Genomic DNA, 26,262 nt, shown 5'->3' with positions numbered 1-26,262 from the left:
ACGCCACGCGAACGTCGCGAGGCAGGCAAAAAGATATCTTTGGAGGAAGGAGGTCCGGTCGGCGGTGACAACCCAGTCGGTTGAACTGTAAACCGAATCAGTCGTACCGGGAAAATGGTGTAAACCAAAACAGTGAAACTGTCAACCCGGTCAGTAAAATCACCTAAAAAGTGTCAACCTTTTTCAGTGATGGTCAGTAATTCCAACCTGGAATAAAAAAAATTCAGTTTTTTTCTTAAAAAAATGTTTTTTTTCAAAAAAATTTGTATATATACATCATCAAAGTTCTGACTGGAATATGGCGATTTTGATGTAAAAACGATAGAATTTTGCAGACAAAGTAAAAATTCGTGACAAAAGTCTGACAATTTTTACACAAAAATACAAAAAATTTTGCAAAACTATTGCTTTTCTGAAAAAAATTGTTTATATTACAGACATAAACCGGTTGAACGCCCACTAACGGGCCTAAGACCAAACAAGTGTGTAACAAATCAACAAGGAGTACACTATGAAAAAGCAAGGTTTTACCCTTATCGAATTGATGGTCGTGATCGTGATCATGGGCATCTTGGCCGCCGTCGCAGTACCGAAACTGTTCGGCATGATTGCTAAGTCCAAGGCTTCCGAAGTCGGCCCCGCCGCCGGTACCTACGTGAAGTTGCAGCAGGCTTTTGTGTCTGAAACTGGTGAGAATTATGGTAATTTCAAGATTATCGGCTACAGTGCTCCGGGTAAGAATAGTGCAACAACAAACTTCACGTACTCCGATCAGGGCCAGTACACTAATAATACTGCTACACTGAATACTTCCGCCAAAGAAACATGGCGTGCTACCGCAAATCTTAAGTTGAATGATTGCAATTCGGGTAGCTACTGGAAGATTTCTGTTGCTAAGGCTTCGAACGGATCTGCAGCGGATGCAGTTGTCTTTACGGCAGACATTAATGGTACAGGCTGTGAGGAACTCACACCGTCTTACAAGAAGATTGGCAAGTAATTGCCTCTCTGCAAGAAACTTGAAGCTCCCCGATCCGGGGAGCTTTTTTATATTTAAAGCATGCTCTTTCGGCGTCCGATAGTTTGCGCGCTTGGAATAAACGGGTTGATGCTTATCCTGTTTATTTTGTTTGGCGTCGTGCGTTATGGATCGCTGGATGATTACTTTATGGCGGCGACATTGACGGGGGCCTACGGGTCTGGGTATGAGCCGCATATTGTTTTTGTAAACGTAGCCTTAGGCTATCTTTTAAAACCATTCTACATTTTTTTCCCTACAGTAGGGTGGTTCTATCTATTTGAAATGCTGTCCGTATTTTCAGCATTTTCAGCCTTTTCCTTTTTTATAGTCCGTCAATTGGGATGGCGCTGGGGAATCCCCTTTGCCCTTTTGATATCGTCGTCTTCGATTGATTTCTACGCAAGCATAAGCTTTACACAATGCGCGGCGTTGCTTGTCGCTAGCGGAGGCCTTTTATTCATTTTCGGTTGTAAGGAAAACCGAGGTGTTTTTTTATACATGGGGATTGTGGCAATTGTTTTAGGGGCGATGACCCGCTGGCAAATGTTCCTACTGGGCGTCCCTTTCATTTTGTCTCCGGTTTTATTTGAACGAAAACTTCGTTCTCTTTTTAGAATTAGAAATACGGTAGCACTGCTATTGTGTGTCGTGGCCGTTTTTTCGCTGAAATATATCGACGAGCAGAGTTACGTAGATGGCGACTACAAGTATTACAGGGAATATCAATGGAAAAGGTCCTTTTTTGGGGACGGGGCCCACTATGATGTCGACGGTGTCTATGATGAACTCGAAGAGCGTGGTATGTCGGCTCACGATTTTCAGCTTTTAAGAGGTTGGAGTTTCTATGATACGGATGTCTTTAGTTTAGATAGTCTTGACTCTATTATAAAGGTGGCTAACCATAGCGTTTATCCTATTAACTGGAATCGTATGCCCGCTGCGACCATCCTCGCTTTTTCTAATGCCTTAGCGAAGAATCTGGCTTGGAATTGGTTCTTTGTCTGCATACTTTTGTTGTTGTTCTCGGACAAACGAAAACGTATGTATCCTTGGTATTCGCTAACCCTTTGTGTTGGGGCGTATTTTTATTTGTTGTCGCTTAACCGTTTGGCAAACCACGTAGAAATGGGAATGTGGGTGTATGCGTTTGCCATGGGCGTCCCTTTACTAAAGGGCTTCCCGCTGAAATCCACAAAGATGGCCTGCGTGATTTCCTTATTCGCTGTTGCGATCCTAATTCTGAATTTGTCGTGCTTGCCCAAGGTGGATGCCGAGGGTTTCCTGGTAAAAACTCCATCTATTCCGCAAGAATGGAAGGATTTTTTGACATATGCAAATGAGCATCCTGAAAATGCGTACTTGCTATCTTTTGCTCGATATAAGGAATTGGGAATGTTTAAAGATCCCGCTTACAAGGCAGCACAGCCTGGTAGCTGGCAGAATATTTTTACCCTTGGTTACTGGAACATCAACCATCCGGCAATGAAAAGGGAACTCGCAAAAAGAGGGGTAGCAAATCCCCTGCGAGACATTGTAAAAGACAATGTCTATCTGATAGAGACGGAAAATATCCCTGAATACGTTCTGTTTTATCAGGAACATTATCATATGAATTTGACCGTGGATACAGTCAAGGCGTTTGGTGGCCTAATGGTCTTAAAGTATCGAGAGGTCATTAAATGAAAATGTCCCAAAAGATAAATATAGCCCTGTTCTCCAGCTTTGTGGTTACAGCCGTTTCGGGGGCGTTTGTTTGGGGTTCAGATTTCTTGTCGAATCAAAGCGTGCCATGGCATATGCAGTCGGGCATAGACGAAGATTCTTTATCGACGTACGGGGTAAATGAATATAGGCTTCTGGATAGGCGCCCCGTAATTGCTCAGATAAATAAAAACCCCAAAAAACAGGTCCTGATTCTAGTTGATTCATGGGGCGTGCCTCATGACAAGTCTGTGCTAGAGAAAGAATTCTCGATATTCAATGATATCCCTCATGATTTCGCCATCCACCACAGGATGGCAAACAGAACAAAACATGCAGAACGGGTGGAATACCGCAGAGACTCCTCTGACGCCCTGTTCCTGTTTGGAGGAGATTCTCTGGAATTTGGCAGATCTGAATATATGCAGGAAATCGGCTATTCTAGGCGGTTGTTTTTCCAGAAATGTAGTGACAGCCTTATGTTGGCTAAGTTGGATTCTGTTATGAGTGATGGTGCGTTTTCTACCATAGCGTGGACGACTCAGGGTTCAAGATACGGTTCTGAAGATTCTCTAATGTCGACCCTTAAAGGGATTCATAGTTTGGCAAAAGAATATCCCGATGTTCGATTTGTAGTTCAAGGAACGCATCGTCCGATTCTTTGTAACCCGGAGTACAAGCGAACATTTTACGAACATTGGGTTCCGGTGGTAATAGGAAATATCTAAATCACTATTTTATATACAAAAAGGGCCTCCAACAAGGAGGTCCCTTCATAAGATTTGCTTTGCTAAGCCTTACTTACCAATCTTGTCGAAGGTCGGAGTAAGAGCCACGCAACCGGCAGTACCGGCAGAAGCCGTGAAGGTGATGTCAGTCTGAGTATCACCGGTAACTTTGGACAATTTCACAGTCCAATTTTCGCCAGCCTTGCATTCATTGAGATTGGCCGTATTACTTGCAGCCCAAGCCTTTACAGCATCCGCAAGGTCACTACTTTCTTTTGGACCTAAATCACCCGGGGTATAATTGAAGTTTGTCGTAGAACTATTATTACCCGGAGCCATATAACCGATCAACTGCCAGCCTCCAGCCTGATTTGCTTCAGAGAAGTAAGCCTGCTGCAACTTCACGTAGGTACCTGCTAATGACTTAGCAATTTCAGCGGAATGTTTATCGCAATTTATTAAACTTTCTCATTTCTTTGTCAAGGAACGTGTCAACAAATTTTGCATAGATAAGAGTCGTTTCAACGTTGCGGTGGCCGAGTAATTTGCTTGTTGACGGCAAGGATATTCCAAGTGAAATGCAGGTGGTTGCGAAGGTGTGCCTTGCTAGGTGGCAGTGAATGTATTTATGGTAGCCGAGCTTTGGTGCTACCTTGCGGAGAGTCCTGTTGAAATGTGAATTCTCGACTACTTTGAACACGGGACCTTGTGTCAGTTTTTCGGGCAAGAGCAGCCGCGCCTGGATAGGAATTGGAATGTATACGGGCTCCCCGGTTTTGTGAGTTTGTTTCCGTATTTTCCAATCAAAAATTTCGGACGCATCAAGTGAAAGAAGGTCGCTGTATCGCAGACCGGTAAAGCAGCTAAACAGAAATACGCACATTACATTCTGTTCCGTTTCTGTGAGAAATTGCTTGTTGTCTAGGTAGTTTAGATATAGATGTTTGAGTTCGTTAATTGTTAAGAAACTTCGCTTAGAATAAACTCGGCCGATTTTAATATTTTCAAAGGGGTCCGTTTCGAACAGCTTGTCTGCAACCATTTTCCTTGTGAAAATTCTAAAAACAGATAGGGCCTTGGCCACAGTATTTGGCTTATCACCCTTTTGTTGCAAGAATGCTTTATAATTGCGAATAAATGATTCATCGATGTCTTCGCAGTGGGCTTCTGGGTTAAAGTCCGTAACTTTCTTTAGGTTCCAATAATAGGTCCGCATTGTAGTTGGGGCCAAGTTTTCCTTGTAATTTTCAAGGTTAAGGTATTTGAGAGCAGCGTCAAAGAACAGCATGTTTCCTCCAGATGAGTGTTATGAGAATTCCCATTTAAGGGGCGCTCAAATTAAAAATATCGCTTTGCTCAAGAGGACTACATTGCGCATTTTGAACCATTTAGAAGAAAATGCTAAGCGTACTACTGAAGAAATAGTGTATATTTTACTTAGCATTTTAATGAAAATATGGCTGATGGCTGAGGATAAAAACATACGCGTTTGTCAGGTGCTGCACGGGATTGTGGGCGGCGGTTCGGAACAGGTGGTTCCGTTAGTTTCGGTAGTCGTTCCTGTTTACAATGCGGCACGGACTCTTGAAAAATGCGTTGGCAGTTTGACATCGCAAACTTTTGGCAATATAGAGATATTGCTTGTTAATAACGGATCAACTGATGATAGCCTAGAAGTATGCAAGAAAATTGCGAATAAAGATTCTCGTATAAAAGTTATAGACCACTATGAGAAAGGTGTGTCTACAGCACGTAATCGAGGAATTGATGAGTCTTCTGGCGATTACATCATGTTTGTTGATGCCGATGATTGGATTGATGCTAATGTTTGTGAAGTTTTTGCAAATTTAAATTCAAAGTATAATTATGACTTGTTCTTTTTTTCTGCTCTATATAATAAAGGGAAAAAATCTGTAAAATCGTTTTTATATTCAGAAAATGTTGATTTACTCAGCCCTGAGCAAAAAGAATCTCTTCAAATAAAGGTTCTTTCGCCTCAGGCTCCGGTGCTGGATTATAAGGTGAATACGCGCTTTGCTGGTAGTGCATGCGGCAAGTTCTATAAACGAGAAACCTTGCAAAAAAACAATCTTCGTTTTGCTACAGAAACGACTATAAGCGAGGATTGCCTTTTTAATACATTGGCGTTAGATTATTTCTGTCGTATTGGTTATACAAAAGATTACTTCTACTATTATGAACAGCATGATGACTCGGCTCAAAATAGTTATCGTCCGAATAGCGATAAATATTTTGGTTTTGTAATAAAACGAATCCAAAAGTGGCTTGCTGAATCGCGAAAAGATCAACGGTTTATTGATGCGGCAAATTGTCTTTTTGTTCATTATTTGTTTGGGGTAATGAAAGAGGATATATTTCATAAAGATAGCAAACTTTCTTTTATTAAACGAAAAAAACGTTTGAAAGAAATTTTGTCATATAAAGTCTTTTATTACATTGTCAATAGCGTAAATGCGTCATATTTTTCTGTATCCGAGCGAATTGTATTGTATCTGTTGAAGAAAAAATGCAGCTATTTGTTATCACTTTTATTCTGGTTGTATTGTCGCAATAATTTTTAAAAAGGTATAATATGCGAGATCCTCTTATTTCTGTTGTTGTTCCTGTATACAATGTCGAACGATATATAAGAGAATGTGTTGACAGCATAATTTCTCAAACATATTATCATTTGGAAATTGTTCTTATTGATGATGGGTCTCCAGATAAGTGTCCTCAAATATGTGATGAATATGCGAAAAAAGATAATCGTGTAAAAATTATTCATCAAAAAAACGGGGGGCTTGCGAAAGCAAGAAATGTTGGTATTGAAAATTCAAATGGAGTGTATATAACATTTATTGATAGCGATGACTGCGTTGCTTCAAATTATATTGAAATATTGTATAGGGGATTAATAGAAAACGATGCCGACATATCAATAGCTTCGTTCCGATCGTTTGAAAAAAATAATACCACTGTTATTGAAGATCGTTCTTATCTGTTCACTGCAATATCGAAAAAAAAATGTTTTGAAATTTACACGTCTATTTCTACAAATCCTTTTGTCTCTGCTTGGAATAAGTTGTATAAAAGAAATTTATTTTCAAATATTCGATTTCCGGAAGGAAAATTGTATGAAGATGCTTTTACGACGTATAAAATATTTGATATTGCACAAAAAATTGTCTTCTCATCCTCTGTTCTCTATTTTTATCGATTAAACCCTGATAGTATTATGGGACAATCTTTTAGAAAGAAACATTTAGAAATGATAGACGCTTTTCGAAGTGGTTTCGATTATTTTGAAACAAAAAATGAAAAAGATATGTCAAAATTGTTTATCCCGCCATTATTGATGCGTGAAATTTACTGTTGGTGGGGAGTGAAAAAAAATTTAAAAGATGATAATTTGGCGAAGGAAATATTAGACGATTATAAAAAAGATTCTAAAAATTTAGAATATACAAAGGATGTAGGATTTATTTGGTTTTTGATATTCAAAATAATTGCATTTTGTCCGTGGCTATATGTTTGCTATAGAAAAATAAGTCCAAGTTATATGGGTGACAGAAAATGAGTTTCAGAATCCTTTGAATTTGCTTATTTGTAAGATGGCCATATTCAATTTTATTTCAATCGCCATCCTCCTCTTTTTTTGGAAAAATAAATAATTGTATTTTTAAATCCAGTTTTTTTCAATCGATATATTCCTATATAAATAATTATGATAAGTTTTGAGAAAATGTTTTCTCCTAACTTTCTATAAACAGAAGAAATATCTTTGTTTAATTCTTTGTCATAAGGTTCTACCCAACTTCCAGCAAAATGATGTATTACATATGTGTTTTTTGTTAATGTAATTTCACCGGTATTACAATTCTTCGGGCAAAAAAATTCGCTTGGAAAAAAGGTATAATTTGCCACAGTCTGGAGTTTTCCGTTCGATACAAATCCGTGTTTAAGACAATTATTTGTAATTCTTGTTACATTTGTGGTAAAGTCAAGGCTTCCATCTTTTTTTACAAAATGTTTTCCTTCATATTCGTCAAGCCATTCCTTAACAAGAGGATGTGAATCGCGACTGGCCATCAGGCCTGTCGGGATTTGGGTCGAAGATTCAAATCCCGATACTCCATCGTAATTTAAGAAGTTGTCCAGCGGTTTTAATACCTCAACGTCAGTGTCCATGTATATTCCACCTTCGGTATAAAGCGCATAAAGACGCACTACATCTGTAACAAAAGCGAACTTTTTGTTTTCGTATGCTTCTCGTGCGTATGGATAACGATCAAGGTCAAAGTTGCTTTCGTTCCATTCTTTGATCTCGTAGTCTGGGCAATTTTTTTTCCAGCTTTCTATGTATCGTTTTGCGTCTTCAGGAAGCGGGTTCCCGCCAAACCAGCAGTAATGTATTTTCTTTGGTATCATCAGTTCAGTTCCCTTTTTAAAATCTCCACAATTTGCTTGCTTGTTGTTCCGTCACCATAAGGATTTACTGCGTTTGCCATACTTTGATATATGGCGGAATCCGTAAGCAAAAGTTCTACATTTTCAACTATTGCCTTGTAGTCCGTTCCGACCAGTTTTGCTGTTCCCGCATCAACTCCCTCTTGGCGTTCTGTAACATCACGCATGACAAGAACTGGTTTTCCAAGGGCAGGGGCTTCTTCTTGGATACCTCCAGAATCGGTAAGTACAAAAAAGCTTTTTTCCATGAGCCAGATAAGATACGGATAATCAAGAGGCTCTATCAAATACACATTGGCTTTGCCAGAAAGGTATTTCATAACGGGCGTGCGAACATTAGGATTGAAATGCATTGGATAAACGAATTGAACATCAGGATGGGCGTCTGCAATATGTGCAATCGCCTTACAGATATTTTCAAATCCGTATCCAAAACTTTCACGTCTGTGACCTGTAACAAGAATGATTCGTTTTGAAAAATCAAGAAAATTGAAAAAAGTTTTATAGGTGCCTTCATCTGAATTTTTAATTAAACTTAAGCCCAAATGAAGCGCATCGATAACAGTATTTCCGACCTTATGAACATTTTTTGTAATTCCCTCTGCGCGTAGATTTTCTACAGCACGTTCAGTCGGGGCAAAGTGCCAGTCGGCAATATGCCCTGTAAGAATACGGTTTCCTTCTTCGGGAAAAGGCGAATACTTATCGCCACTTCTTAAGCCAGCCTCCAAATGTGCCACAGGAATTTTATAGAAATATGAAGCTAGAGCCCCTGCAAGCACAGTAGAAGTGTCTCCCTGTACAAACACCAAATCAGGCTTTTCTTTTTCGAGGCTGTCTTTAAGTCCTAACAAACATCCCGAAACTATATCAAAAAGTGTTTGATTGGGTTTCATCAAATTTAAATCATAATCACCTTTTATCTTAAAAAATGCATTTATTTGATCGAGCATTTGGCGATGCTGACCTGTAAGACATACGACAACCTTAAATTCGTTCAGATTCTTTTGGAACTCTTTCACGAGAGGAGCCATTTTGATAGCTTCTGGTCGTGTTCCGTAAATGAATAGGATTTTTTTCATTTTTCGTCCTCTCTATTTTTGGATTTTCAAAATATTAAGCAGTCTTTCACAGTTTCCGTCTTTCTGAAAGACGTAGAACTTATCTAGAATTTTTTTTCGTTCATGGTGGTAGTTGTCCACTCCATTTTTTACATCGATTATGAATTTTTCTAATTCATCTATGCTTAAAATTTTATCACCAACCATTTCATCTGCGATATTTTCAACGATAAATCCACGTGAGTAATTTTGCATTTCTGAAACCATAAAACCAATTGGTTTGTCTAGCAACATGTAGTCATAAGCAACGCTTGAAAAATCTGTAAGCAAGGCATCTGTTTTCCCAATAAGTTCATAAAGCTGAATGTCAGAATTCTGTAATTCATCATCTTTTAAAATACGAATGTTTGTAAGATTTTTAGCTTCAATAAAACTTGTATCTTCAAGATGATGAATCTTAAGGATTATAAGTACGTTTTCTTTCGCGCAAAACGAATTTAATTCTTCAAACTGAGTTTTTTCCTTAATTACTGGGAGAATCCAAGATTCTGCCAAAGCGTCAGTCCATCTCTTTGTTCTTTTAAATGTAGGCATTCCCAAAATATATTTGTCATACCCTTTTCCTAGAAATCCTTTTACTTTATCTTCACAATGTGAGAACAAATAATCCTGTCTGCAGTCTCCATTCACAATTACTTGTTCTTTTTGAACGCCTGTAAAGAGTGACATACGATCCGCTGCGGCTTGTGAAGGCAGACATTGGTAGTTAAAAGTTTTATACAAATGAGGCTTTCCTTCAAGCGCCTTCATAACTACTCCGCCATGCCATAGATTTACCACAATCTGATTTTTTCTAGTGTTTTTGTATCCTCTGTGGGTAAAGAAGAAAAAATGAGCGGTATGCATTATTTTTTGACATTTAAATATTTCTGTCGGGTAATAAGAATCTAATTTGACAAATTCAACATTTCTTTTTGTAAATCGTTTATAAAGAATAGGATCCTCCACAAGCCAAACAAGACGATATTTCTTATTATATTCCCGTGAAATCATGTACTCGTAAAGTGCTCGCGCATTGTCCCAAAAATCAATTTCGCTCTGAAATACAAAAAGATTTTTATCAACCTTACTAAATCTATAAAGTACCGATGCTGCGTCTCGGAGAATCTTTCTAAAAGTCATCTTAAAAAATGTTTTTAAAGCCATATTTACCTCAAATCAACTTTTCCGTTGCTTACAGAAAAAATCTGACTGAATTGGATTGAAAGTTTCTTTCTGAACATAAACGTTATTGTAATGACAATAATGAAAAACAAATATTTTATGATTGGATAGGAATAAAGAAACATCACTGAAAAACCTAAAGCCATAAATGCAAGCGAAATGCTCGCAATGATTCGGGGCTTATATATTTTCTGAGTTCCAATGTTTTGCTGACAAATGATGCGCATTGCGCAATAATGTGCTGCTACATATAACATGTAGCAAATGAGTGTAGTATAACCGGCTGCGATGTAACCAAAACGAGGAATGCAAAACCAATTGAGCAGAATATTCAGAATTGCGCCAAATACAGAAGCCAATGCAATGAAAACTGTTTTTTCGTAATAAAATTCAAAGTCCGCAAATAGACAGTACATGAACATAAAAAAAACGCTCATTATCACCGGCGGCATGGCCCAAACTGCTTCTAAGTATTCTGCAGGGGCAAAAATACGCACTGTTTCTGGAGCAAAGATGATAAGGAGCAAGTTTGCAAATGCTATAATACAGAGTATTGTGTAACTTGCTTTTCCTATCCCGCTATACTCTGCGGCCTTAATCTTCCGGTATAGCCAAGGATTAAATGCCTGCTGAATTGAAGCGTTAAGCATGATTAAAATCATGGCTACTGAGTATGCAAGACTATATAATCCTGCCTCACGTTCTCCGACCATTTTTCCGATCATGATGCGGTCGCTTGAATTGAGGATGGTCTGTGAAAGATAATGTGGTACGAGCGGGAGGTTGAAAAAGAATGCGAATTTCCAAAAAGAAAAATTTAAGAAACGTTTGCTTCTTAAGAATTGTACGAAGAAAAAACCTGTATAAACAACAACTTGTAGGATAGTCATTGTGATGATTCGAGCTTCTACCTTGTTGTTTGGAACCATAAGAACACTTATAATTCCTGCTATAGGATTTGCCAAAGACATGACCAATGTAATTGTAATAAGCTTTTTGTATCGATAATTAAATTGCTCTCGTGCAGCCCAAAAACCAAAAACAGTTTCTACCCACAACATTGCAAACATGCAGAGCATGAGAGTTGTGTTTAATCCAAAAAGTTCATTCCAAAATGTGCGGAATAAAATATAAAGTACTAGATAGAAAAATGTTATACAGGAAAGTAACCCTTCCATTGAAGAAATAAAATCATCCTGGCGTTCTTCATATTTTAATAAACCTCTAGTAAATACCCCCGCAGTAAGGTTGAATGTTATGAAAATAGTCAGTATACTTTTCCACGAAATAAAAATACTGTATTTTCCAAAGTCTGTAGCAGAAAAAAGACGCGTCCATATTGGCGTTGTTATGACGGAAATTCCATGCTGTAAAAAACTGCATAGGGTAAACCAGAACGCTGATTTAACAGGAGGAGAAAGTAATTTGTATTTTTGAGATACTTTGGAAATTATCATGACGGCATATTTTTCCTTTATCATCCTTCATTCATATTCAACCAGCGTTCTAGGCACCACATTTGCCACTTCTGGTTGCCGGTAAATTTGGACATGTCTAGCCCATCTTTGAATTCCTTGCGCTTTGGGCCGATCCAGTTTTCAAAGTATTTGTCAACGGGACGGGGCATAGGGTTCTTGTTAGGAACAGGAATTTCAGGATAGCGTTTAGCCATGAGCTCGCGGATCAAGTACTTTGGTTCGCCATTTCTTACGCGACTCAAATCAAGAGGCTCGGCCATCTTTAGATGTGCGTACGGATCGTAATAAGGCTTTTGGGCGACCGAAAATGCATTAAAATAAGAATTGAAACTTTCCCGAGTCATAGGGCCTGCCATAAATCCCTGAAAATCAATTTTGTTGTTCGGCAACCTAAATGGCTCAAATAAGGCAGTCATATTGACAGGATTGTTTAAAACGTCTTCTGGATCTACTGAATAATACCGTTTTACGAAATGAAACGCCAACGACAAGATAATCGCACATCCCCTTAGCGTTCTTCAGAAGGTTGAGGTGCCCTATATGGAACAAGTCGTAAACACCTGTAGTATAGCCGATGGTTTTATCTTTTGACATGATATTTGCTCCTGGGGTGGAAGATTCCTTCGATCTCGATCGCGGTCATCTTGTTGATGTAATATAAATAATAAATAAGATAGATTCTTTATATTATGGTACAAATGTTATTTCTGATTAAGCTTTTTTATAAGCAAATAGCTTTCATGTACCAAGTGACTAGCCGTTTTCCCCAGCTCAGCGTTGAGGTTGTTTAATCCGATACTTTCTACCAGTGTTTTCTGGTCACTAAAAAGGTCTGCGCCAAAACCGAGCTTGTCACCTTCGATGTCGAAATTTATTGAACTTAGTATGGTGGGGAACATATCAATGTCAGAGAAAGCTCTGTTTTCTTCAGACTTTGGCTTTTTTGATGAATTTATAAATATATCAACCCATTTACGGTTAGGGAAGTCTTTTACTAAACGAGTTCCCATAAATAGGTGGTCGCCAAAGATTACAATGGATGTGTTTTTGTAGAAGGGTTTTGACTTTAATGAGTCTAAGAATTTGTTCAGTTCCCTTGATACGCAGCGAGCCGAAGCTTTGAGGAGTTCGTCTTTATTATTTTCATCCTTGGCTTTTATGCAATCGGGGTCGTATAGTCCGTGAGGAGAATGGGTGTCAATGGTAAAGAATGTTAGCGAGAAGGGCTCCGACAGAGTGTCAAGGATTTGTGTCGCAAATTTGAAAGATTCCTTATCTTGAACGTTCTTTCCGCCTTGTTTCACCATGTAATCTTCAATACCTAAGTTCATTCGCTCTATCAAATCGTCGGGTCCATAAATTTCATCTATTTTGTGATCTGTAACGAGATTTCGAAATTCTTTGAAACATCCGGGATTTCCTTGAAAGAAAATTTGTCTGTACCCGTTTTCGTTTAGAATTTTATAAAGGCTTTTATAATGGTGCAATATGGGCGTTTTGTCATAATTGATAACGAAAGGTATTCCTAAAGAGCGCGAAAGCATCGCTGCAAAGGTCGCTCCAGAACCGTAAGAATCGATTCCTCCGCCAATGTGATTTTTTGTTTTTCCAAAGTTTATGTTTTGCTGCGCAAGTTGCGTAATTTCAGGGATGAGGTTCGTGTCTTGGTTGCCTCCGTGTTCTTTGTCGGAAAATGTTGTTTCCATGGATTCTAGATAAATTAGAATCAAGTTCCGCTTTTGTTCCGGTGGGGTTATTTTGACTGAATCAGGGTTGACGTAGTTCTCGACAAAGAATTTTGAATAAGCTGCGCTTTTTTCGGGTTCATTTTTTAGAATGTGCACGTATTCCGATACAGGAATGTCGCTGATTAAAAGTGCGATGGTAGCGGCGAAATAAGCTCCGATGAAAATTAGTCTTTTTTTAATATTGCTAAAAAGGGCGTATAGGAAAATGGTTAGGACTGCTGTTATTATAAGTGCTTGGGGAATAGTCGTTGACAAGTACCGCTTAATCATTGAATAGGCGAAGTCGTCGAATGGCTCCTGTAGGGTAAGCATCACTACATTTGCGTCTCTAAGCGGGAATGTGTTTAATGCCCAATAGATGCCTGCCCTAAAATGGACTGCAAAGAAGAGCAGAATAACTATGAGGGGAATGTGTGATGGCTTGAAATAGTCTTTTTCGTGGAATTGTTTTGTTTGCCAGTTTATTGCGATAAGCCCTAAGATGGCTAATATGAATGTCGGCGAAACTGAAAATGGCGTGATTTCAAAAAAATAGTGCTCTGCGAAAAAAATAAGGCAGGCAATCGCAGCAACAATTTTTACGACCAAAATGATTATGTTCTTTAAACCGCTGTTTCGCATGTTGAGCAATATAGATTAAAAGTTGCTGGGTGGCGAACCGATGCGGGCGATATGGCCGAATTTGGCCAATTTTTTCTTTAAGTATTGACAATGACGAGTTCTGGAATTATATTTGATAGTGAACAAATGTTCTAGTGCTCAAATTTTCAAAACATTGCGGTTTTACGCCTGTCCGCAGGGAGGTAATGATGGTCATGAATGAGTAAAAGATTGCATATGTAGTTGATATAACTATCGCAAAAAAGTGTTTTATTAAACTTTTTTACGATAATCGTCATTTTTGCGATGATTATTATGTATATTACTAACCATGTGGAACGAAATGACTACACCCTCCATTTTGAAGGAAATGGGCTCAAGGCTCAAGGAATACCGCCTGCGTAAAGGGCTTATGCAGTCTGAACTGGCTGAGTCTGCTGGCGTGGGCGTAGGTACAATTGCCAAGATGGAACGCGGAGGCGCCGTGTCCGTACAAATCCTTTTAAGTGTGCTGCGTTCCCTAGGCATGCTTGAAAATGTAGAGCAGCTCTTGCCTGACCCCCCCGTAAGTCCACTCTTGTTGCGCAAGTTGCAGGGCGGCAAGATTCAGCGTATTAAACGGAGCAAAGCCAAATGAGCGAACTTGTCGTAAACGTGCGTTTGTGGGGCAAGCCTATCGGGGCGTTATCATGGGATACCTCGCGGGGTGTTGCCTATTTTGAATATGAACCCAATTTTGTCCGCAATCCGTTGCCGGTATCCCCGATAAAGATGCCCGTGGCAAAGGGTGTTTTCTCTTTTGCCGAGAATAGGAACAACTGCTTTCGCGGACTCCCAGGACTCATTGCGGATTCGCTCCCGGATAGGTTCGGTGACCAGATTATATCGGAATGGTTCCAGACCATGGGACGACCGCTAGAGACGGTGACTCCGCTGGAACGCCTGTGCTATGTAGGCAAGCGTTCTATGGGCGCCTTGGAATTTGAACCTAGCTTGTCTACGCTGGGACTAGACGAATCTACAGAAATTTTTGTGGACGATCTCGTAAAACTGGCCGAGAGTGTTTTTCGGGACCGCGAAAAATTCCGGGAAAAGCTTGTCCAACAGGATAAGACTTTGTACGATATTTTGCGAGTTGGAACTTCTGCTGGTGGTGCAAAACCCAAAGCGATTATTGCCTATAACGAATCCACGGGTGAGGTGCGTAGTGGCCAGGTGCCTGCGCCAAAAGGGTTCGAATATTGGCTGCTCAAGTTTGACGGCGTAAGTTATCGAGAACACGATAGCATTACCGAAATCCCCCGCGGGATCGGCAATGTTGAATACGCTTATTACAAGATGGCGCTACGGGCTGGAATCCGCATGAGCGAAAGCCGCATTCTGGAAGATAGCAGCGGTTGCCACTTTATGACCAAGCGTTTTGATCGCAAATGTGACGGGTCCAAACTGCACATGCAAACGCTTGCGGCCTTGGCCCACTTGGATCGAGACACACGTCATTCATACGAGGATGCCTTTGCTGTAATGCGCAAACTCGGGCTCGATGCCAAGGCCGACGAAGACATATTCCGTTGCATGGTGTTCAATGTGTTGGCAAAAAACAATGACGACCACACCAAGAACATTTCCTTCTTGATGGATGAATCTGGTATCTGGAAACTTGCTCCCGCATATGACTTGTGCTATGCCAACAACCCGAGGAGTCGTTGGATAAGTCGCCACCAGATGTCGGTGAATATGAAACAAGAGAATATCACGCGCGACGACCTCAAGGCAGTGGCGGAACGCGTCGGAATCCGCAAGTACGCGGGAATTATAGACCAAGTCGAAAATGCTGTTGCTTGTTGGAACGAGATTGCAAAGGACTGCGGCGTTCGCGAAAACCATCGCGAAGAGATTTCGCGCGAATTGCTTACACCGAATCGCATCCGCTAAATTTGAACGTCTCCATGATGCCGGTTAACGGGTTTTATATATTTCTCACATGCCTTTTAAACGCGCGTTTTTGTATTCGGTCGCAATCAACCTGTTCTTTTTGGTGCTTTGCCTTGTTTTTGGTGACATCAAGTTTGGGGCGATAGACGACTACTTTATGGCGGCGGTGCTGACTGGTGCCCACGGCACGGATTATAACCCGCACTTACTTTTTGTGAACGCAATTTACGGCTACGCGTTGTTGCCGCTGTACCACTTGTTTCCGAAGATTGGGTGGTACTACATTGGCGAAATGGCTGCGGTATTCGCGTCTTTTACGGCGATTGGCTATGTGCTGTTACGCCGATGTGGCGAGCGTTGGGGCCTTTTGCTGGCGATGCTTTTTACCGCCATGTTTGCTAGCGATTTTTATTTGGTCATTCAGTTTACGCAATGCGCCTCGATTTTGAGCGCTGCGGGAATGCTGCTCTTTGGGTATGGAGTGGTACGCAACCCTGTCACCCTGGAGGGGCGAAGCCCCGATAGGGACCATGTGGATTCTATCGGCCCGAAGGGCCTCCAGAATGACATATTGGCAGCTGTTCCTTTTGTTTTGGGAGTTCTGTTGATGCTGTGGGGGTCGGTGATGCGCTGGCAGGCGTTCTTGATGGGAATGCCGTTCTTTTGCGTGGGGTTGTTGTTCAATTTAAAACAATGTTGGAAGTTTAAGTGGGTGACGTTGGCCGGCCTTGTGGTAATGTTTGTAGGGGCGTACGCCATGCACCATTTTGACGCCTCACTGTATAAAAATGCGGAGTATGCGCCTTATGTGGATATCCAGGGGCCGCGAGCCGCCTTGGGCGATGTGTCTAACTACAACCAGAACGCCGTTTACGAAGACCTTGAAGAAATGGGGAAAAACGGTAACGACTACCACATGCTTACGGACTGGATGTTTTACGACACAGAAACATTTGCCGCCGACAGCATGCGGAATATTATTGGAGTAATCAACCATTATCGTGACTCGATTGAACGGGGGCAAATCCCCCGCCTGTTACTTAACGCTTTAGGAAGCTCTTTACGTTCGCCACTGTTCTGGTCTTGGTTTGGTTTTTGCATCTTGATTTTCGCAACAAATCGAAAGAAGGCCCTATATTTATGGGCAAGTCTGGCGATTGTTATATACTTAATGACCGTCTTACTTGGCATGGGCCGCTTGGTTTACCGAGTAGAAAGCGGTTTCTGGCTTTACGCGGCGGTACTGGCAATCCCGTTATGGGGGAGCTTCCGTTATGAATTGCCTCGCAAGCTGGTGGTCGCGGTGGTAGTGGTAATTGCTGTTGCGAACGTGTTTACTTATGCCACCAGTGGCGAAATGGTGCGCGGTCCGGGCTCAGGTGAACTTCGTACTTTGGCCATTGAAGATTCTACCGACTACAATCAGGTGTTTGCTTATATCGATAGCCAACCCGACAAGATGTTCTTGCTGAGCATGAACGCCTATATGCGTTTTAGCCATCACAAGAATCCGCCCTACTTGGCCGAACCCATCGGTAGTTACCGCCGCACGGTGTCTTTGGGTTACTGGACCCCGTACTTGCCAGAGATTACCCGGACCCTTGCGGAGTTCGGTGTCACGAACCCCATTAAGGATGTTGTTCATGACAATGTCGTTGTCGTGAACGCAGGCAGATTGGCCGATTTTCTGCAACGCCACTATTACGACAGCGTTGCTGTAGAAAAGATTAAATCCATTGGCGAAATGGAATTCTTCAAGTATCGTCTAGTTGAGACCGACTCTGCGGCAAAGGAGGCTGAATAATGAACCGTCTTCTTTACCCTATAGTAGCAAGTGCCCTTATTACGATAGTCCCGTTCCTTTTGACGTTTGAAAAAGGACAAGATATTACCCGCGGACTTATCGGCTATGAATATTTCGCACTGCTGTTGCTGTTTGCTTTCGTAAAAGGCAAGGTCCGAGTCAGCTCACCAGCGTCATTGCGAGCGACATATGTCGCGAAGCAATCCATGTTCAAGAGCTTGGTGTGCGTCGTATTGCTTGGTGTAACTGTTTGCGCGTTGCTTGCGGTCGCTTGGCTTGATTTGCAAAACTTGCTCGCTATCAAGGGCTGGTCTACGGGCTGGTATGGCGTGTTGCCTTTTGTCACATGTGGCCTCGCCGTTGCCATGATGTGGAAGGTAAAACCTTTTAGCATAAGCGCCATTTCGTTCATTCTTTTCGTGGCATTGATTGCGCACCTGTTTGCCTACAACCATTATGCGGCACAGCCTTTGGCGCAGTTCCCGGTGGTGGACTATATGAGTCGTTCGGCCCCTAAGCCCGTAGCTCGCGATAGTTTGCCAGAATCTTTTAGGGCAAAGTACTTTACCACCGATTCAGCGACGATTACGCGCGGTTTTACCGATTCGACTCGCACGAATGTGCTGGTACTCGTTGAAAGCTGGGGAATCTCGCTAGATACGAATCGCTTTGCAAAACAGCTGCAGATTTTTGATGGTATTCCGAATCAGGTAGGTGCGCATCATCGTATGTATAGCCGCACAAGAACCGCCGAACGCGAAGATTTGATTTACCGTGCGACGCGAGATTCCGTAGGCCATCGTGACACTGTATTTATACCGCAGGTGCTGCGGGCGCAAGGCGTAAAGACGCAGTTTATTTATGGCGGCGATAGCCTAGTGCAAATGCGTAACAAGTACATTCGCAACGTGGGCTTTGACGAAACGTTTTTCGGTAATTCGACTAATTCTGGGGAGGATCCGCGCACAGACCGTGAGTCTGCGGCCCAGCTAGACAGTTTGCTAAGTGTGCAAGATTCTGCCTTGCGATTTATCGCCTGGACTACGCTCGATACAAAGTTCCCGTTGCAAAGTTTCATGGATCCGTACAAAATCGATGTTACGGCACTGAATTCTGCCTATACGGAACGCTTGGCCGGCACGTTGCAACTCGTTGCAGACCTTGCGAAAAAGCATCCGGAAGTGCGCTTTATTGTGCAGGGTGACCATAACCCCATTCTTTCTCCGCTAAAATTCCAGGAGAAATTCTACAAACGCTGGGTCCCGTTCGTGGTGCTGAATTAGAAAGTCCGTTCCCGCACCACGTATTGCGGCGACTGGTTAATGCTGATGTAGATGCGGCCCACGTATTCGCCGATGAGCCCGAGCAGGAGCATAATCATGCCGCCCACGAACAGCAGAGTGGCGAGCATGCTGGTGTAGCCTACGGGAATTTCGGGATTGAGGAATTTCTGGTAAACGACGTAGAGGCCTGCGACAAAGCCGACGAGGGCGCAGATGACTCCGATAAAGGTGGCGGCGCGGAGCGGTTTGACGGAGAATGCGGTAAAGCCGTTGATCCAGAGTCCAATAAGGCCTGCAATGGTGTAACCCGATTCGCCTTCGAGGCGGCGGCGGTGCTGAACTTCTACATTGCCCAGGTTTTTGGTGGCGCGGAAAACGAGCCCGCTAATGTAGGCGAACGGGTTGGGGTAGCGCACGATTTCATCGACGATGAACTTGCGCATGATAAAGAAGCTCGTTGTGCGGAGCGTCTTGGGCTGGCCAATGATCGCTTCGGCCATTTTCTTGTTGACCCAGGTACCAAAGCGACGGAACAGGTGCTGCGCCGAATGCTGGTAGTAGCCGTAAACGACGTCGTAGCCTTCTTCGAGTTTGTCTACAAGCTTGAAACTTTCGCTGGCGGGGGTCTGGCCGTCGTCATCAAGGCTGATGATGTAGTCGCCGGTGGCTTGCCCGTAGCCCGCCATTAGGGCGCTGTGCTGGCCGAAGTTTTTAGCGAGGCAAATTCCCTTGATGTGGTTGTCGGCGGCGGCGAGTTTCTTGATGACTTGCCACACGTTATCGGGGCTACAGTCGTTTACCAGTACGATTTCGTAGTCGGTGCCGGGGCGTGTCGCTACGGTTTCACGGATTTCTTGCACCACGGTCTCTATGGTGTTTTCGCTGCGGTAACAGGGGATTACAAACGAAAGTTTCATTATAAATCTTCCCACTTGTTACTTTGTGCGGAGCGCGCGGCGGCCTGCATCATGGCGAGACCTTCTAGCGAGGTCTTGATGCCGCATACGTATTGGCTGGTAAAGCTGCCGTTGGCAAAGTATTGGCCGAGGCAGTCGGCAATGTCTTTATAGTAGTTCGCGAATGCTTCGATAAAGCCCGCGGGGTGGCCTGCCTTAAAGCGGTTGTAACGTTGCTGGTTTGCGATTTTCACATCGCCGGTGCGGTCGCGCAGGCTCACGTTGCCGCGCAGGTCGCAGGTCTTTAAAGTTTCGGGTTCCAGCTGGAACCATTCGGCGCTGCCTTCGCTACCGAACACGCGAATGCGGAGCCCGTTGCGGTTGCCGAGTGCCGTCTTGCTGAACCAGATTTGGGCGCGAACGTTGTTCGTGTATTGCACGAGAGCGCCTACGTTATCGACAATCTGCGGGAAGAGCCCGAAGGTGGCCTGGTCGGCGACGATGCGTTCAGGGCGTTCGCCGGTCAAAAAGTAAATCATGTTGTGCAGGTGGCTGCCAAGGTCCAGCGAAATCTTCGGAATCACGGTGTCCTTGAGGCGCCAGCTTTGCGGTTTGGGTGGTTCGTTGTGTGCCCCCAGTCGCATAAAGCCTTCTTGCGGCATTTCGACTTGCACCTGCTGGATTTTACCCAGCTTGCCATCGGCGATGAACTGCTTGAGTTCGCGAATCATCGGGTAGCCGGTGTAGTTGTACGTAGTGCAGAAGAATCCTTTAGTCTCGGCGACGACTTTCGCGATTTCTTCACCTTCTTCAAAGCTGGTGGCGAGCGACTTTTCACACACCACGGGGAACCCGGCGCGGAGTGCGTCAATCACGATGTCTTTGTGGTAATCGGTCGGCGCGAGCACTACGACGGCGTCCAGTTTGCCTTTTTCGGCTTTCAGAAGTTCGTGATAGTCGGCGTAGGTGCGCTCGGCGGTAACGCCCCAAGTTTCGGCGGTTTTGCGGTTAGTTTCGGCGTGGGTGCTGAATGCTCCCGCTACAAGTTCAAAATGGCCGTCCATTTGGCTTGCGGCCTTATGGACTTCACCGATGGCCGAATTAATGCCACCGCCAATAAATGCAATCTGGTAAGGTTCCTTCTTCATGAAAAGGAATATAGGATAATTTTAAACTTTGCGCGCAACTTATGTTAAGAAAAATTTCTTTTTCTTCAAAAAGGGAGATCCCGGCTCTGAGGCCGGGAAGACATTTGGGCTTATTCAACGATAATTTTCGCTAAATCAGTCATTCTCGCGGTTTTATCTTGCATCTCGGCGAGAGAGTCGAACTTGAAGAAGACGATGCCAGCCTTGTACAGGAGTTTGTCGTCGATTTTTTCGCCGGGCTTGTACCACAAGAATTTCTCGACGATGTTGCCTTGAATTTCGGACGCGAAAGTCACGTCGCGGACAATGCCTTCGCAGATGTCGCCCGACGCGGTCCGTTCGCCGGCTTGGCAATCGGCCATAATGCAGTGCCGCAGCCAGAATCCTTGCGTGGGAACATCAGCGATGCCGGAGATGTCTTCGCCGGTTTCGGCCATCACAATGAATCTCGGGTAGTCGATGCCGGTAGCGTACTTCACGAACTTGATGTACAAATCTCCGGGCGGGCGGCGACAGATTTCAATGATGACGGGCGTGCCGTCGGCCCGTTCGATGTACTGGATGTGCAGAATACCGTCGACCAGGTTCAATTCGCGAGCGATACGTTCGCTGTATTCGCGGAGCATGGCGAGAGTCTTGTCGCTGGAGGTGCTCGGCGAATTGGCGCCCGAGACCATGTACTTGTTGATGTAGTATTGCTCGTTGTCTGCGAAGGCGAAGGCAACTTTACCTTTCACGAGCATGGCCGAAAATCCGTGGTTTGAACCTTGTACGAATTCTTCGACGACGATGTGGTCCTGGCGTGTGCGACTGCAGGCGTCTTTGTATGCTTCGCGGGCTTCATCGGCGGTTGCGGCGCGGTGAATGCCCTTGCCGCCTGTCAAATCGACTGGCTTTACAATAATTGGGAATGTGAGTTGCGCAATGGCGGTTTCGAAATCGGCGGCACTTCGAACAACGAGCGCGCGCGGTGTCGGGATGCCGAGCCTGGTCGCAAGTGCACGGTATTTGTCCTTGTGGTGGATCTTGAGGCTTGTAGCGTAGCTATCGTGACCGGGGAGTCCCAATTTTTCGCAGACGTAAACGGTGCTGAGCAAGGCAAAATCGTTGCATCCGGAGCAGACCGCTTGTACACCCTCGCTTTTGGCGAGTTCCAGCATGGCGTCTTTGTCGCTAAAGTCTGCAAAAATGTTCTTGTCGGCGTAAGGGTGGCCCAAGCCTTCGCGGGCGTTACCCGTGGTAATCACGTACCAGCCCAAACTTTGTGCGGCCTGGATCAACGGAATTTCGGCGTGGCTGCCGCCGAGAAGCAACATTTTCTTTTTAAAACTCATGATGTAAACAATATATCTTTTTTATGCCTAAAAAATATATATTTTCTGCGTTATGAAAATTCCTTTTAACAAACCACCTTTTGTAGGACTTGAACTTGATTACGTAAAACAGGCCGTCGAAAGTGGCCGTATTTGTGGCGATGGCACTTACAACTTGATGTGCCACGATTGGCTTGAAAAGCATACCGGCGCTGTGAAAGCGCTGATGACTACCAGCTGCACCCATGCGCTTGAAATGTCTGCCCGCCTTTGCGACATTCAGCCCGGCGACGAGGTGATTATGCCGTCGTTCACTTTCGTGAGTACGGCCGACGCATTCGTGTCGCAGGGGGCCAAGTGCGTATTCGTGGACATTCGCCCTGACACTATGAACCTGGATGAAAACCTGATCGAGGCGGCCATTACCGAAAAAACGAAAGCGATTGTGCCGGTGCACTACGCGGGCGTCGCTTGCGAGATGGATAAGATCAACGAGATTGCAAAACGCCACAATTTGTTCGTGGTCGAAGATGCCGCTCAGGGCATGATGGCGACTTACAAGGGCAAAGCGCTCGGGACACTCGGCGACTTTGGCTGCTACAGCTACCACGAGACCAAGAACTATAGCATGGGCGAGGGCGGTGCGCTGCTCATCAACGACAAAAAGTATTGTGACCGCGCAGAGATTATCCGCGAGAAGGGCACGAACCGCTGCCAGTTCCATCGTGGCGAAGTCGACAAGTACACTTGGGTGGAGCTCGGCTCCAGCTACTTGCCGAGTGAACTCAACGCCGCTTACCTTTATGCGGAGCTGGAATGCGCCGACGAAATTAACGACAACCGCATGGCGAGCTGGAACGCTTACCGCGAACGCTTGCAGCCGCTAGCCGATAAGGGCCTGATTGAATTACCGTTCATTCCGGAACATTGCAAGCACAACGCGCACATGTTCTACCTGAAGGTCGAAGACTTGCAGACGCGTACAGCGCTTCTCAAGCACCTGGTATACAACGGCATTCTGGCGGTATTCCACTACGTGCCGTTGCATTCGTCGCCTGCGGGCTTGCGATTCGGTCGCTTTAACGGCGAAGACAAGTATACTACCAACGAAAGCAATCGCTTGCTGCGCCTGCCGATGTTCTTTGGCCTGAAAACCGAAGAAATAGACTTTGTCTGCGAAAAAGTGAACGAATTCTTCGGCGTGTAAATCTTGCCGGCAAAATGTCATGGTACATGGCAGCGCAAATGTCATGGCAAATGAGGGTGTAAGTGAGGGGGTGAACAAAGAACGTGCCGACCAGGGCAATGTATTTAAGGACCGTGAGCATCTAACGGGGAATATAGATAATGCTACGCAAAGATGCGTTTTCTCCTTAAAAAAGTTGCAAAAATGACTTGACAGAGCCATAAAAGTAGTGTACATTTGTGTATATGGATGAGATTTTGCTTTACAAAACCGATAATGCAGAGGTGAAGGTTGAAATCCTTTTGCAGAATGAGAATCTTTGGCTGACTCAGGCGAAGATGGCGGACCTGTTCGACGTGCAAAAAGCAGCCATCTCAAAGCACCTGAAGAACATCTTTGCCGAGGGGGAACTCCAAGAAAATTCAGTTGTTTCCAAAATGGAAACAACTGCCGCCGATGGCAAAAATTATAATACCAATATTTACAACCTCGATGCCATTATCGCGGTAGGGTACCGCATCAATTCAAAAAAAGCCACGATGTTCCGTATCTGGGCCACGCATGTCCTCAAGGAATATATTATCAAGGGGTTCGCCATGAACGACGAACGCCTCAAAAATCCGGTAAATTTCTTCGGCAAGGACTACTTCGAGGAACAACTCGAACGTATTCGTGAAATCCGTGCTAGCGAGCGGCGCTTCTACCAGAAGATTACGGATATCTATGCCCGGTGCAGCGCGGACTACAGCCCGGATAGCCAAATTACTAAGGATTTTTTTGCGACGGTCCAGAACAAGTTGCATTATGCCGTCACGCATCAGACTGCGGCAGAAATCATCTATTCGCGGGCCGACAGCAAAAAAATCAATATGGGGCTTACGACCTGGAAAAACGCACCCGATGGGGATATCCGCAAGCCGGATGTTTCCGTTGCCAAGAACTACCTCTCTCAAGAAGAAATCAAAGATTTGAACGAAATTGTTACGATGTATCTGGATTATGCGGAACGGCAAGCGAAGCGCGGACAGGTGATGTACATGAAGGACTGGGTTGAAAAACTGAACGCTTTCCTCAAGTTTAACGAAGAGGATGTTTTGCAAGACAAGGGCAAAGTTACCCACGAAATCGCAAAGGCGTTTGCCGAGGGCGAATATGACAAGTTCCGCGTGATTCGCGATGCGACCTACAAGAGCGACTTCGACAAGCTCATGGAAGCCATGGCGGAATATAAAGCGTAATGTTGTGTTTGCGCTGCGCGATGAGGGTTTCTGCAACTCGATCGCGGTCATCTTGTTGAGTAATATAGATTAAAAGGGGCTGCCGGGAGGGCTGTTCAAAAAAATTGTCGCGCACCTATTGACAAAGATGCCCTAAGAAATTATATTTAGTGCACAAGCGAGTAGCATATACTCGCAAAAATCAATTGAAGACCCGCAATTTCAAGCCTGTTTGCGGGAAGGAGTGAAAAATGAATGAAACGGATGTATTGACGTTTATACTAATATCTTGTATATTTGTTAGTATGATTGTCAATAACAAAGAAAAGATACTAATGAATCTTCTCTCGGAAAGGGGTGGGCGGATTACGGCGAAAGAGGCTTCTCTTGCGGGTATTCACAGGATGTTCCTGAAACAGCTTGCCGATGCCGGTCAAATTGTACGAGTGGCGCGAGGGGTGTTTCAGTTGGCTACGACCCAGGAAGATGAACTCCTAAATTTGCAGCATCGCTGTCCAATGGGCATCTTCTCTTGCGAAACGGCTTTATTTTTGCATTCTTTGACGGAGCGCGCTCCGTTTGTGTGGACAATGACGTTTAAGGGGTTCTACCATTCGCCCACTCTAGCGAAAAATGGAATTGTGGTAAAGCATTCCTCGAAGAACCTTTATCCTCTTGAAATCGTAGACGTCAAGACTCCCTTGGGCAATACCGTGCGCACCTATTCTGCCGAAAGAACCTTGTGCGAAATCATGACGGCCAAAGTTGCGGCCGATATCCAGACAATAACCTATGCAATTAAAACGTACGTCGGCCGTAAAGAAAAGAATATTCCAAAGCTGATACAACTCGCAAAGACTTTTCATGTAGAAAAAAAACTTAGAGCGTATTTAGAGGTATTGCTGTGATTACGAAAAACGAGGTGCAGTTGAAGGGGGTTGTTTGCTTAAAAGATTGTTAAACTAAACAGGAGATTCTGTTTTTGACGACAAAATGAATATATTGAACTGGTTCGGGAAACTATTTTATACCGAATTTGATGCAATTATTAAGTGGTCGAATTTGACCACTTTGACAGCCGTATTAGTATTGAATGAACTTTTATGCTTATTCGGTGTTGTAAAGTGTACGCGAATGTTCGGGCTGTGGTTGCGGATCCTAGAGTTCGGCATGCAAGGAATCCTTACTGACTGTAAATGACTGCATTCTTGGTGCTGAATTTAATTACCAAGGAACAGCTGCTCGCGATGGAGAAGTGGTAGCCCCGCCAAACACATCAACAAAAAATGACCAAACACATCAAAAATGTGAAAAATGCATAAAAATGCCTCAAAAAGTGATTGAAAAGTGTCGAATGTCTTATACTGAAAAAAGTTGACACTACTCAAAAAAGCAGGAGTAGTGCCAATGAAGACAAAACAGGTAATAAAGAGAGTCGCGGAATACGAC

The 26,262-nt window shown here is 43.8% G+C and carries 23 protein-coding genes and 1 pseudogene; 12 read left to right on the top strand and 12 right to left on the bottom strand.

Going from position 1 to position 26,262, the window contains the following annotated elements:
* Nucleotides 1-511: 511 nt before the first annotated feature.
* From BUC02_RS15290 to BUC02_RS15280, 3 genes are all read left to right on the top strand, one after another.
* Nucleotides 512-1,000 (top strand): type IV pilin protein, encoded by a 489-nt coding sequence (locus BUC02_RS15290; protein ID WP_073324012.1) that lies wholly within the window; start codon nucleotides 512-514, stop codon nucleotides 998-1,000.
* A 108-nt stretch (nucleotides 1,001-1,108) separates the two neighbouring features.
* Entirely contained in the window at nucleotides 1,109-2,704 is a 1,596-nt protein-coding gene (locus tag BUC02_RS15285) for a hypothetical protein (protein WP_073324010.1), read from the top strand.
* Nucleotides 2,701-3,450 carry a hypothetical protein gene (locus tag BUC02_RS15280; RefSeq protein ID WP_139261245.1) on the top strand — a complete coding sequence of 250 codons (750 nt, stop codon included), beginning with the start codon at nucleotides 2,701-2,703 and terminating at the stop codon, nucleotides 3,448-3,450. The genes BUC02_RS15285 and BUC02_RS15280 overlap by 4 nt, the downstream gene beginning before the upstream one ends.
* Before the next feature lie 69 nt (nucleotides 3,451-3,519).
* Here BUC02_RS15280 and BUC02_RS15275 read toward each other — a convergent pair whose 3' ends face one another.
* Together BUC02_RS15275 and BUC02_RS15270 are read right to left on the bottom strand one after the other, a co-directional pair.
* Complete coding sequence (locus tag BUC02_RS15275; RefSeq protein ID WP_073324006.1) at nucleotides 3,520-3,855, bottom strand: hypothetical protein; 336 nt, start codon at nucleotides 3,853-3,855, stop codon at nucleotides 3,520-3,522.
* Nucleotides 3,856-3,895: 40 nt separating this feature from the next.
* Nucleotides 3,896-4,738 carry a tyrosine-type recombinase/integrase gene (locus BUC02_RS15270; protein WP_073324004.1) on the bottom strand — a complete coding sequence of 281 codons (843 nt, stop codon included), beginning with the start codon at nucleotides 4,736-4,738 and terminating at the stop codon, nucleotides 3,896-3,898.
* Here BUC02_RS15270 and BUC02_RS15265 point away from each other — a divergent pair.
* Both BUC02_RS15265 and BUC02_RS15260 read left to right on the top strand, forming a co-directional pair.
* Entirely contained in the window at nucleotides 4,737-6,032 is a 1,296-nt protein-coding gene (locus BUC02_RS15265) for a glycosyltransferase family 2 protein (RefSeq protein ID WP_073324002.1), read from the top strand. The genes BUC02_RS15270 and BUC02_RS15265 overlap by 2 nt on opposite strands.
* An 11-nt stretch (nucleotides 6,033-6,043) precedes the next feature.
* Nucleotides 6,044-7,030 (top strand): glycosyltransferase family 2 protein, encoded by a 987-nt coding sequence (locus tag BUC02_RS15260; RefSeq protein ID WP_073324000.1) that lies wholly within the window; start codon nucleotides 6,044-6,046, stop codon nucleotides 7,028-7,030.
* 50 nt (nucleotides 7,031-7,080) lie between these two features.
* Here BUC02_RS15260 and BUC02_RS15255 read toward each other — a convergent pair whose 3' ends face one another.
* From BUC02_RS15255 to BUC02_RS15225, 7 genes and pseudogenes are all read right to left on the bottom strand, one after another.
* Nucleotides 7,081-7,881 carry a glycosyltransferase family 32 protein gene (locus BUC02_RS15255; protein ID WP_083564637.1) on the bottom strand — a complete coding sequence of 267 codons (801 nt, stop codon included), beginning with the start codon at nucleotides 7,879-7,881 and terminating at the stop codon, nucleotides 7,081-7,083.
* Nucleotides 7,881-9,002: a non-hydrolyzing UDP-N-acetylglucosamine 2-epimerase gene (gene wecB / locus BUC02_RS15250; protein WP_073323996.1), complete on the bottom strand. Its 1,122-nt coding sequence runs from the start codon at nucleotides 9,000-9,002 to the stop codon at nucleotides 7,881-7,883. The genes BUC02_RS15255 and wecB overlap by 1 nt, the downstream gene beginning before the upstream one ends.
* A 12-nt stretch (nucleotides 9,003-9,014) precedes the next feature.
* The gene (locus BUC02_RS15245) at nucleotides 9,015-10,187 is read right to left on the bottom strand and encodes a CDP-glycerol glycerophosphotransferase family protein (protein WP_073323994.1); all 1,173 of its coding nucleotides are present in this window, start codon (nucleotides 10,185-10,187) and stop codon (nucleotides 9,015-9,017) included.
* Nucleotides 10,188-10,189: 2 nt separating this feature from the next.
* The gene (locus BUC02_RS15240) at nucleotides 10,190-11,686 is read right to left on the bottom strand and encodes a lipopolysaccharide biosynthesis protein (protein ID WP_083564636.1); all 1,497 of its coding nucleotides are present in this window, start codon (nucleotides 11,684-11,686) and stop codon (nucleotides 10,190-10,192) included.
* Nucleotides 11,683-12,039, bottom strand: a complete 357-nt coding sequence (locus tag BUC02_RS15235; RefSeq protein ID WP_139261242.1) for a hypothetical protein — start codon at nucleotides 12,037-12,039, stop codon at nucleotides 11,683-11,685. Before BUC02_RS15235 ends, BUC02_RS15240 begins: the two co-directional genes overlap by 4 nt.
* A gap of 103 nt (nucleotides 12,040-12,142) precedes the next feature.
* A pseudogene (locus tag BUC02_RS16680) lies at nucleotides 12,143-12,277 on the bottom strand (adenylyltransferase/cytidyltransferase family protein); the annotation flags it as partial.
* Nucleotides 12,278-12,384: 107 nt separating this feature from the next.
* A complete protein-coding gene (locus BUC02_RS15225) occupies nucleotides 12,385-14,019 on the bottom strand; it encodes an LTA synthase family protein (protein WP_217653097.1) in 1,635 nt (544 codons plus the stop codon).
* Nucleotides 14,020-14,374: 355 nt separating this feature from the next.
* Here BUC02_RS15225 and BUC02_RS15220 point away from each other — a divergent pair, with 355 nt between their 5' ends.
* From BUC02_RS15220 to BUC02_RS15205, 4 genes are all read left to right on the top strand, one after another.
* A complete protein-coding gene (locus BUC02_RS15220) occupies nucleotides 14,375-14,668 on the top strand; it encodes a helix-turn-helix domain-containing protein (protein WP_254794244.1) in 294 nt (97 codons plus the stop codon).
* Nucleotides 14,665-15,966, top strand: coding sequence for a type II toxin-antitoxin system HipA family toxin (locus BUC02_RS15215; protein WP_073323985.1), 1,302 nt, complete (start codon nucleotides 14,665-14,667; stop codon nucleotides 15,964-15,966). The genes BUC02_RS15220 and BUC02_RS15215 overlap by 4 nt, the downstream gene beginning before the upstream one ends.
* Nucleotides 15,967-16,036: 70 nt before the next feature.
* Nucleotides 16,037-17,770, top strand: coding sequence for a hypothetical protein (locus BUC02_RS15210; RefSeq protein WP_073323983.1), 1,734 nt, complete (start codon nucleotides 16,037-16,039; stop codon nucleotides 17,768-17,770).
* Entirely contained in the window at nucleotides 17,770-19,053 is a 1,284-nt protein-coding gene (locus tag BUC02_RS15205; protein WP_073323981.1) for an alkaline phosphatase family protein, read from the top strand. Before BUC02_RS15210 ends, BUC02_RS15205 begins: the two co-directional genes overlap by 1 nt.
* On the opposite strand, the gene BUC02_RS15200 is transcribed toward BUC02_RS15205, so the two are convergent.
* From BUC02_RS15200 to BUC02_RS15190, 3 genes are all read right to left on the bottom strand, one after another.
* Nucleotides 19,050-19,970, bottom strand: a complete 921-nt coding sequence (locus BUC02_RS15200; protein ID WP_073323979.1) for a glycosyltransferase family 2 protein — start codon at nucleotides 19,968-19,970, stop codon at nucleotides 19,050-19,052. The two genes, BUC02_RS15205 and BUC02_RS15200, sit on opposite strands and share 4 nt — an antisense overlap.
* Complete coding sequence (locus BUC02_RS15195; protein ID WP_073323977.1) at nucleotides 19,970-21,097, bottom strand: Gfo/Idh/MocA family protein; 1,128 nt, start codon at nucleotides 21,095-21,097, stop codon at nucleotides 19,970-19,972. Before BUC02_RS15195 ends, BUC02_RS15200 begins: the two co-directional genes overlap by 1 nt.
* A 110-nt stretch (nucleotides 21,098-21,207) precedes the next feature.
* The gene (locus tag BUC02_RS15190) at nucleotides 21,208-22,431 is read right to left on the bottom strand and encodes an ATP-grasp domain-containing protein (RefSeq protein WP_073323975.1); all 1,224 of its coding nucleotides are present in this window, start codon (nucleotides 22,429-22,431) and stop codon (nucleotides 21,208-21,210) included.
* A gap of 52 nt (nucleotides 22,432-22,483) precedes the next feature.
* Here BUC02_RS15190 and rffA point away from each other — a divergent pair, with 52 nt between their 5' ends.
* From rffA to BUC02_RS15175, 3 genes are all read left to right on the top strand, one after another.
* Nucleotides 22,484-23,617, top strand: a complete 1,134-nt coding sequence (gene rffA, locus BUC02_RS15185; protein WP_073323973.1) for a dTDP-4-amino-4,6-dideoxygalactose transaminase — start codon at nucleotides 22,484-22,486, stop codon at nucleotides 23,615-23,617.
* A gap of 224 nt (nucleotides 23,618-23,841) precedes the next feature.
* The gene (locus BUC02_RS15180) at nucleotides 23,842-24,834 is read left to right on the top strand and encodes a virulence RhuM family protein (RefSeq protein ID WP_073323971.1); all 993 of its coding nucleotides are present in this window, start codon (nucleotides 23,842-23,844) and stop codon (nucleotides 24,832-24,834) included.
* Nucleotides 24,835-25,064: 230 nt separating this feature from the next.
* Complete coding sequence (locus BUC02_RS15175; RefSeq protein ID WP_083564635.1) at nucleotides 25,065-25,721, top strand: type IV toxin-antitoxin system AbiEi family antitoxin domain-containing protein; 657 nt, start codon at nucleotides 25,065-25,067, stop codon at nucleotides 25,719-25,721.
* Nucleotides 25,722-26,262 lie beyond the last annotated feature (541 nt).

Source organism: Fibrobacter sp. UWOV1 (genome assembly GCF_900142495.1).
In the GTDB taxonomy this organism is placed as follows: Bacteria; Fibrobacterota; Fibrobacteria; order Fibrobacterales; family Fibrobacteraceae; genus Fibrobacter.
This window is presented reverse-complemented; position numbering and strand designations above follow the sequence as displayed.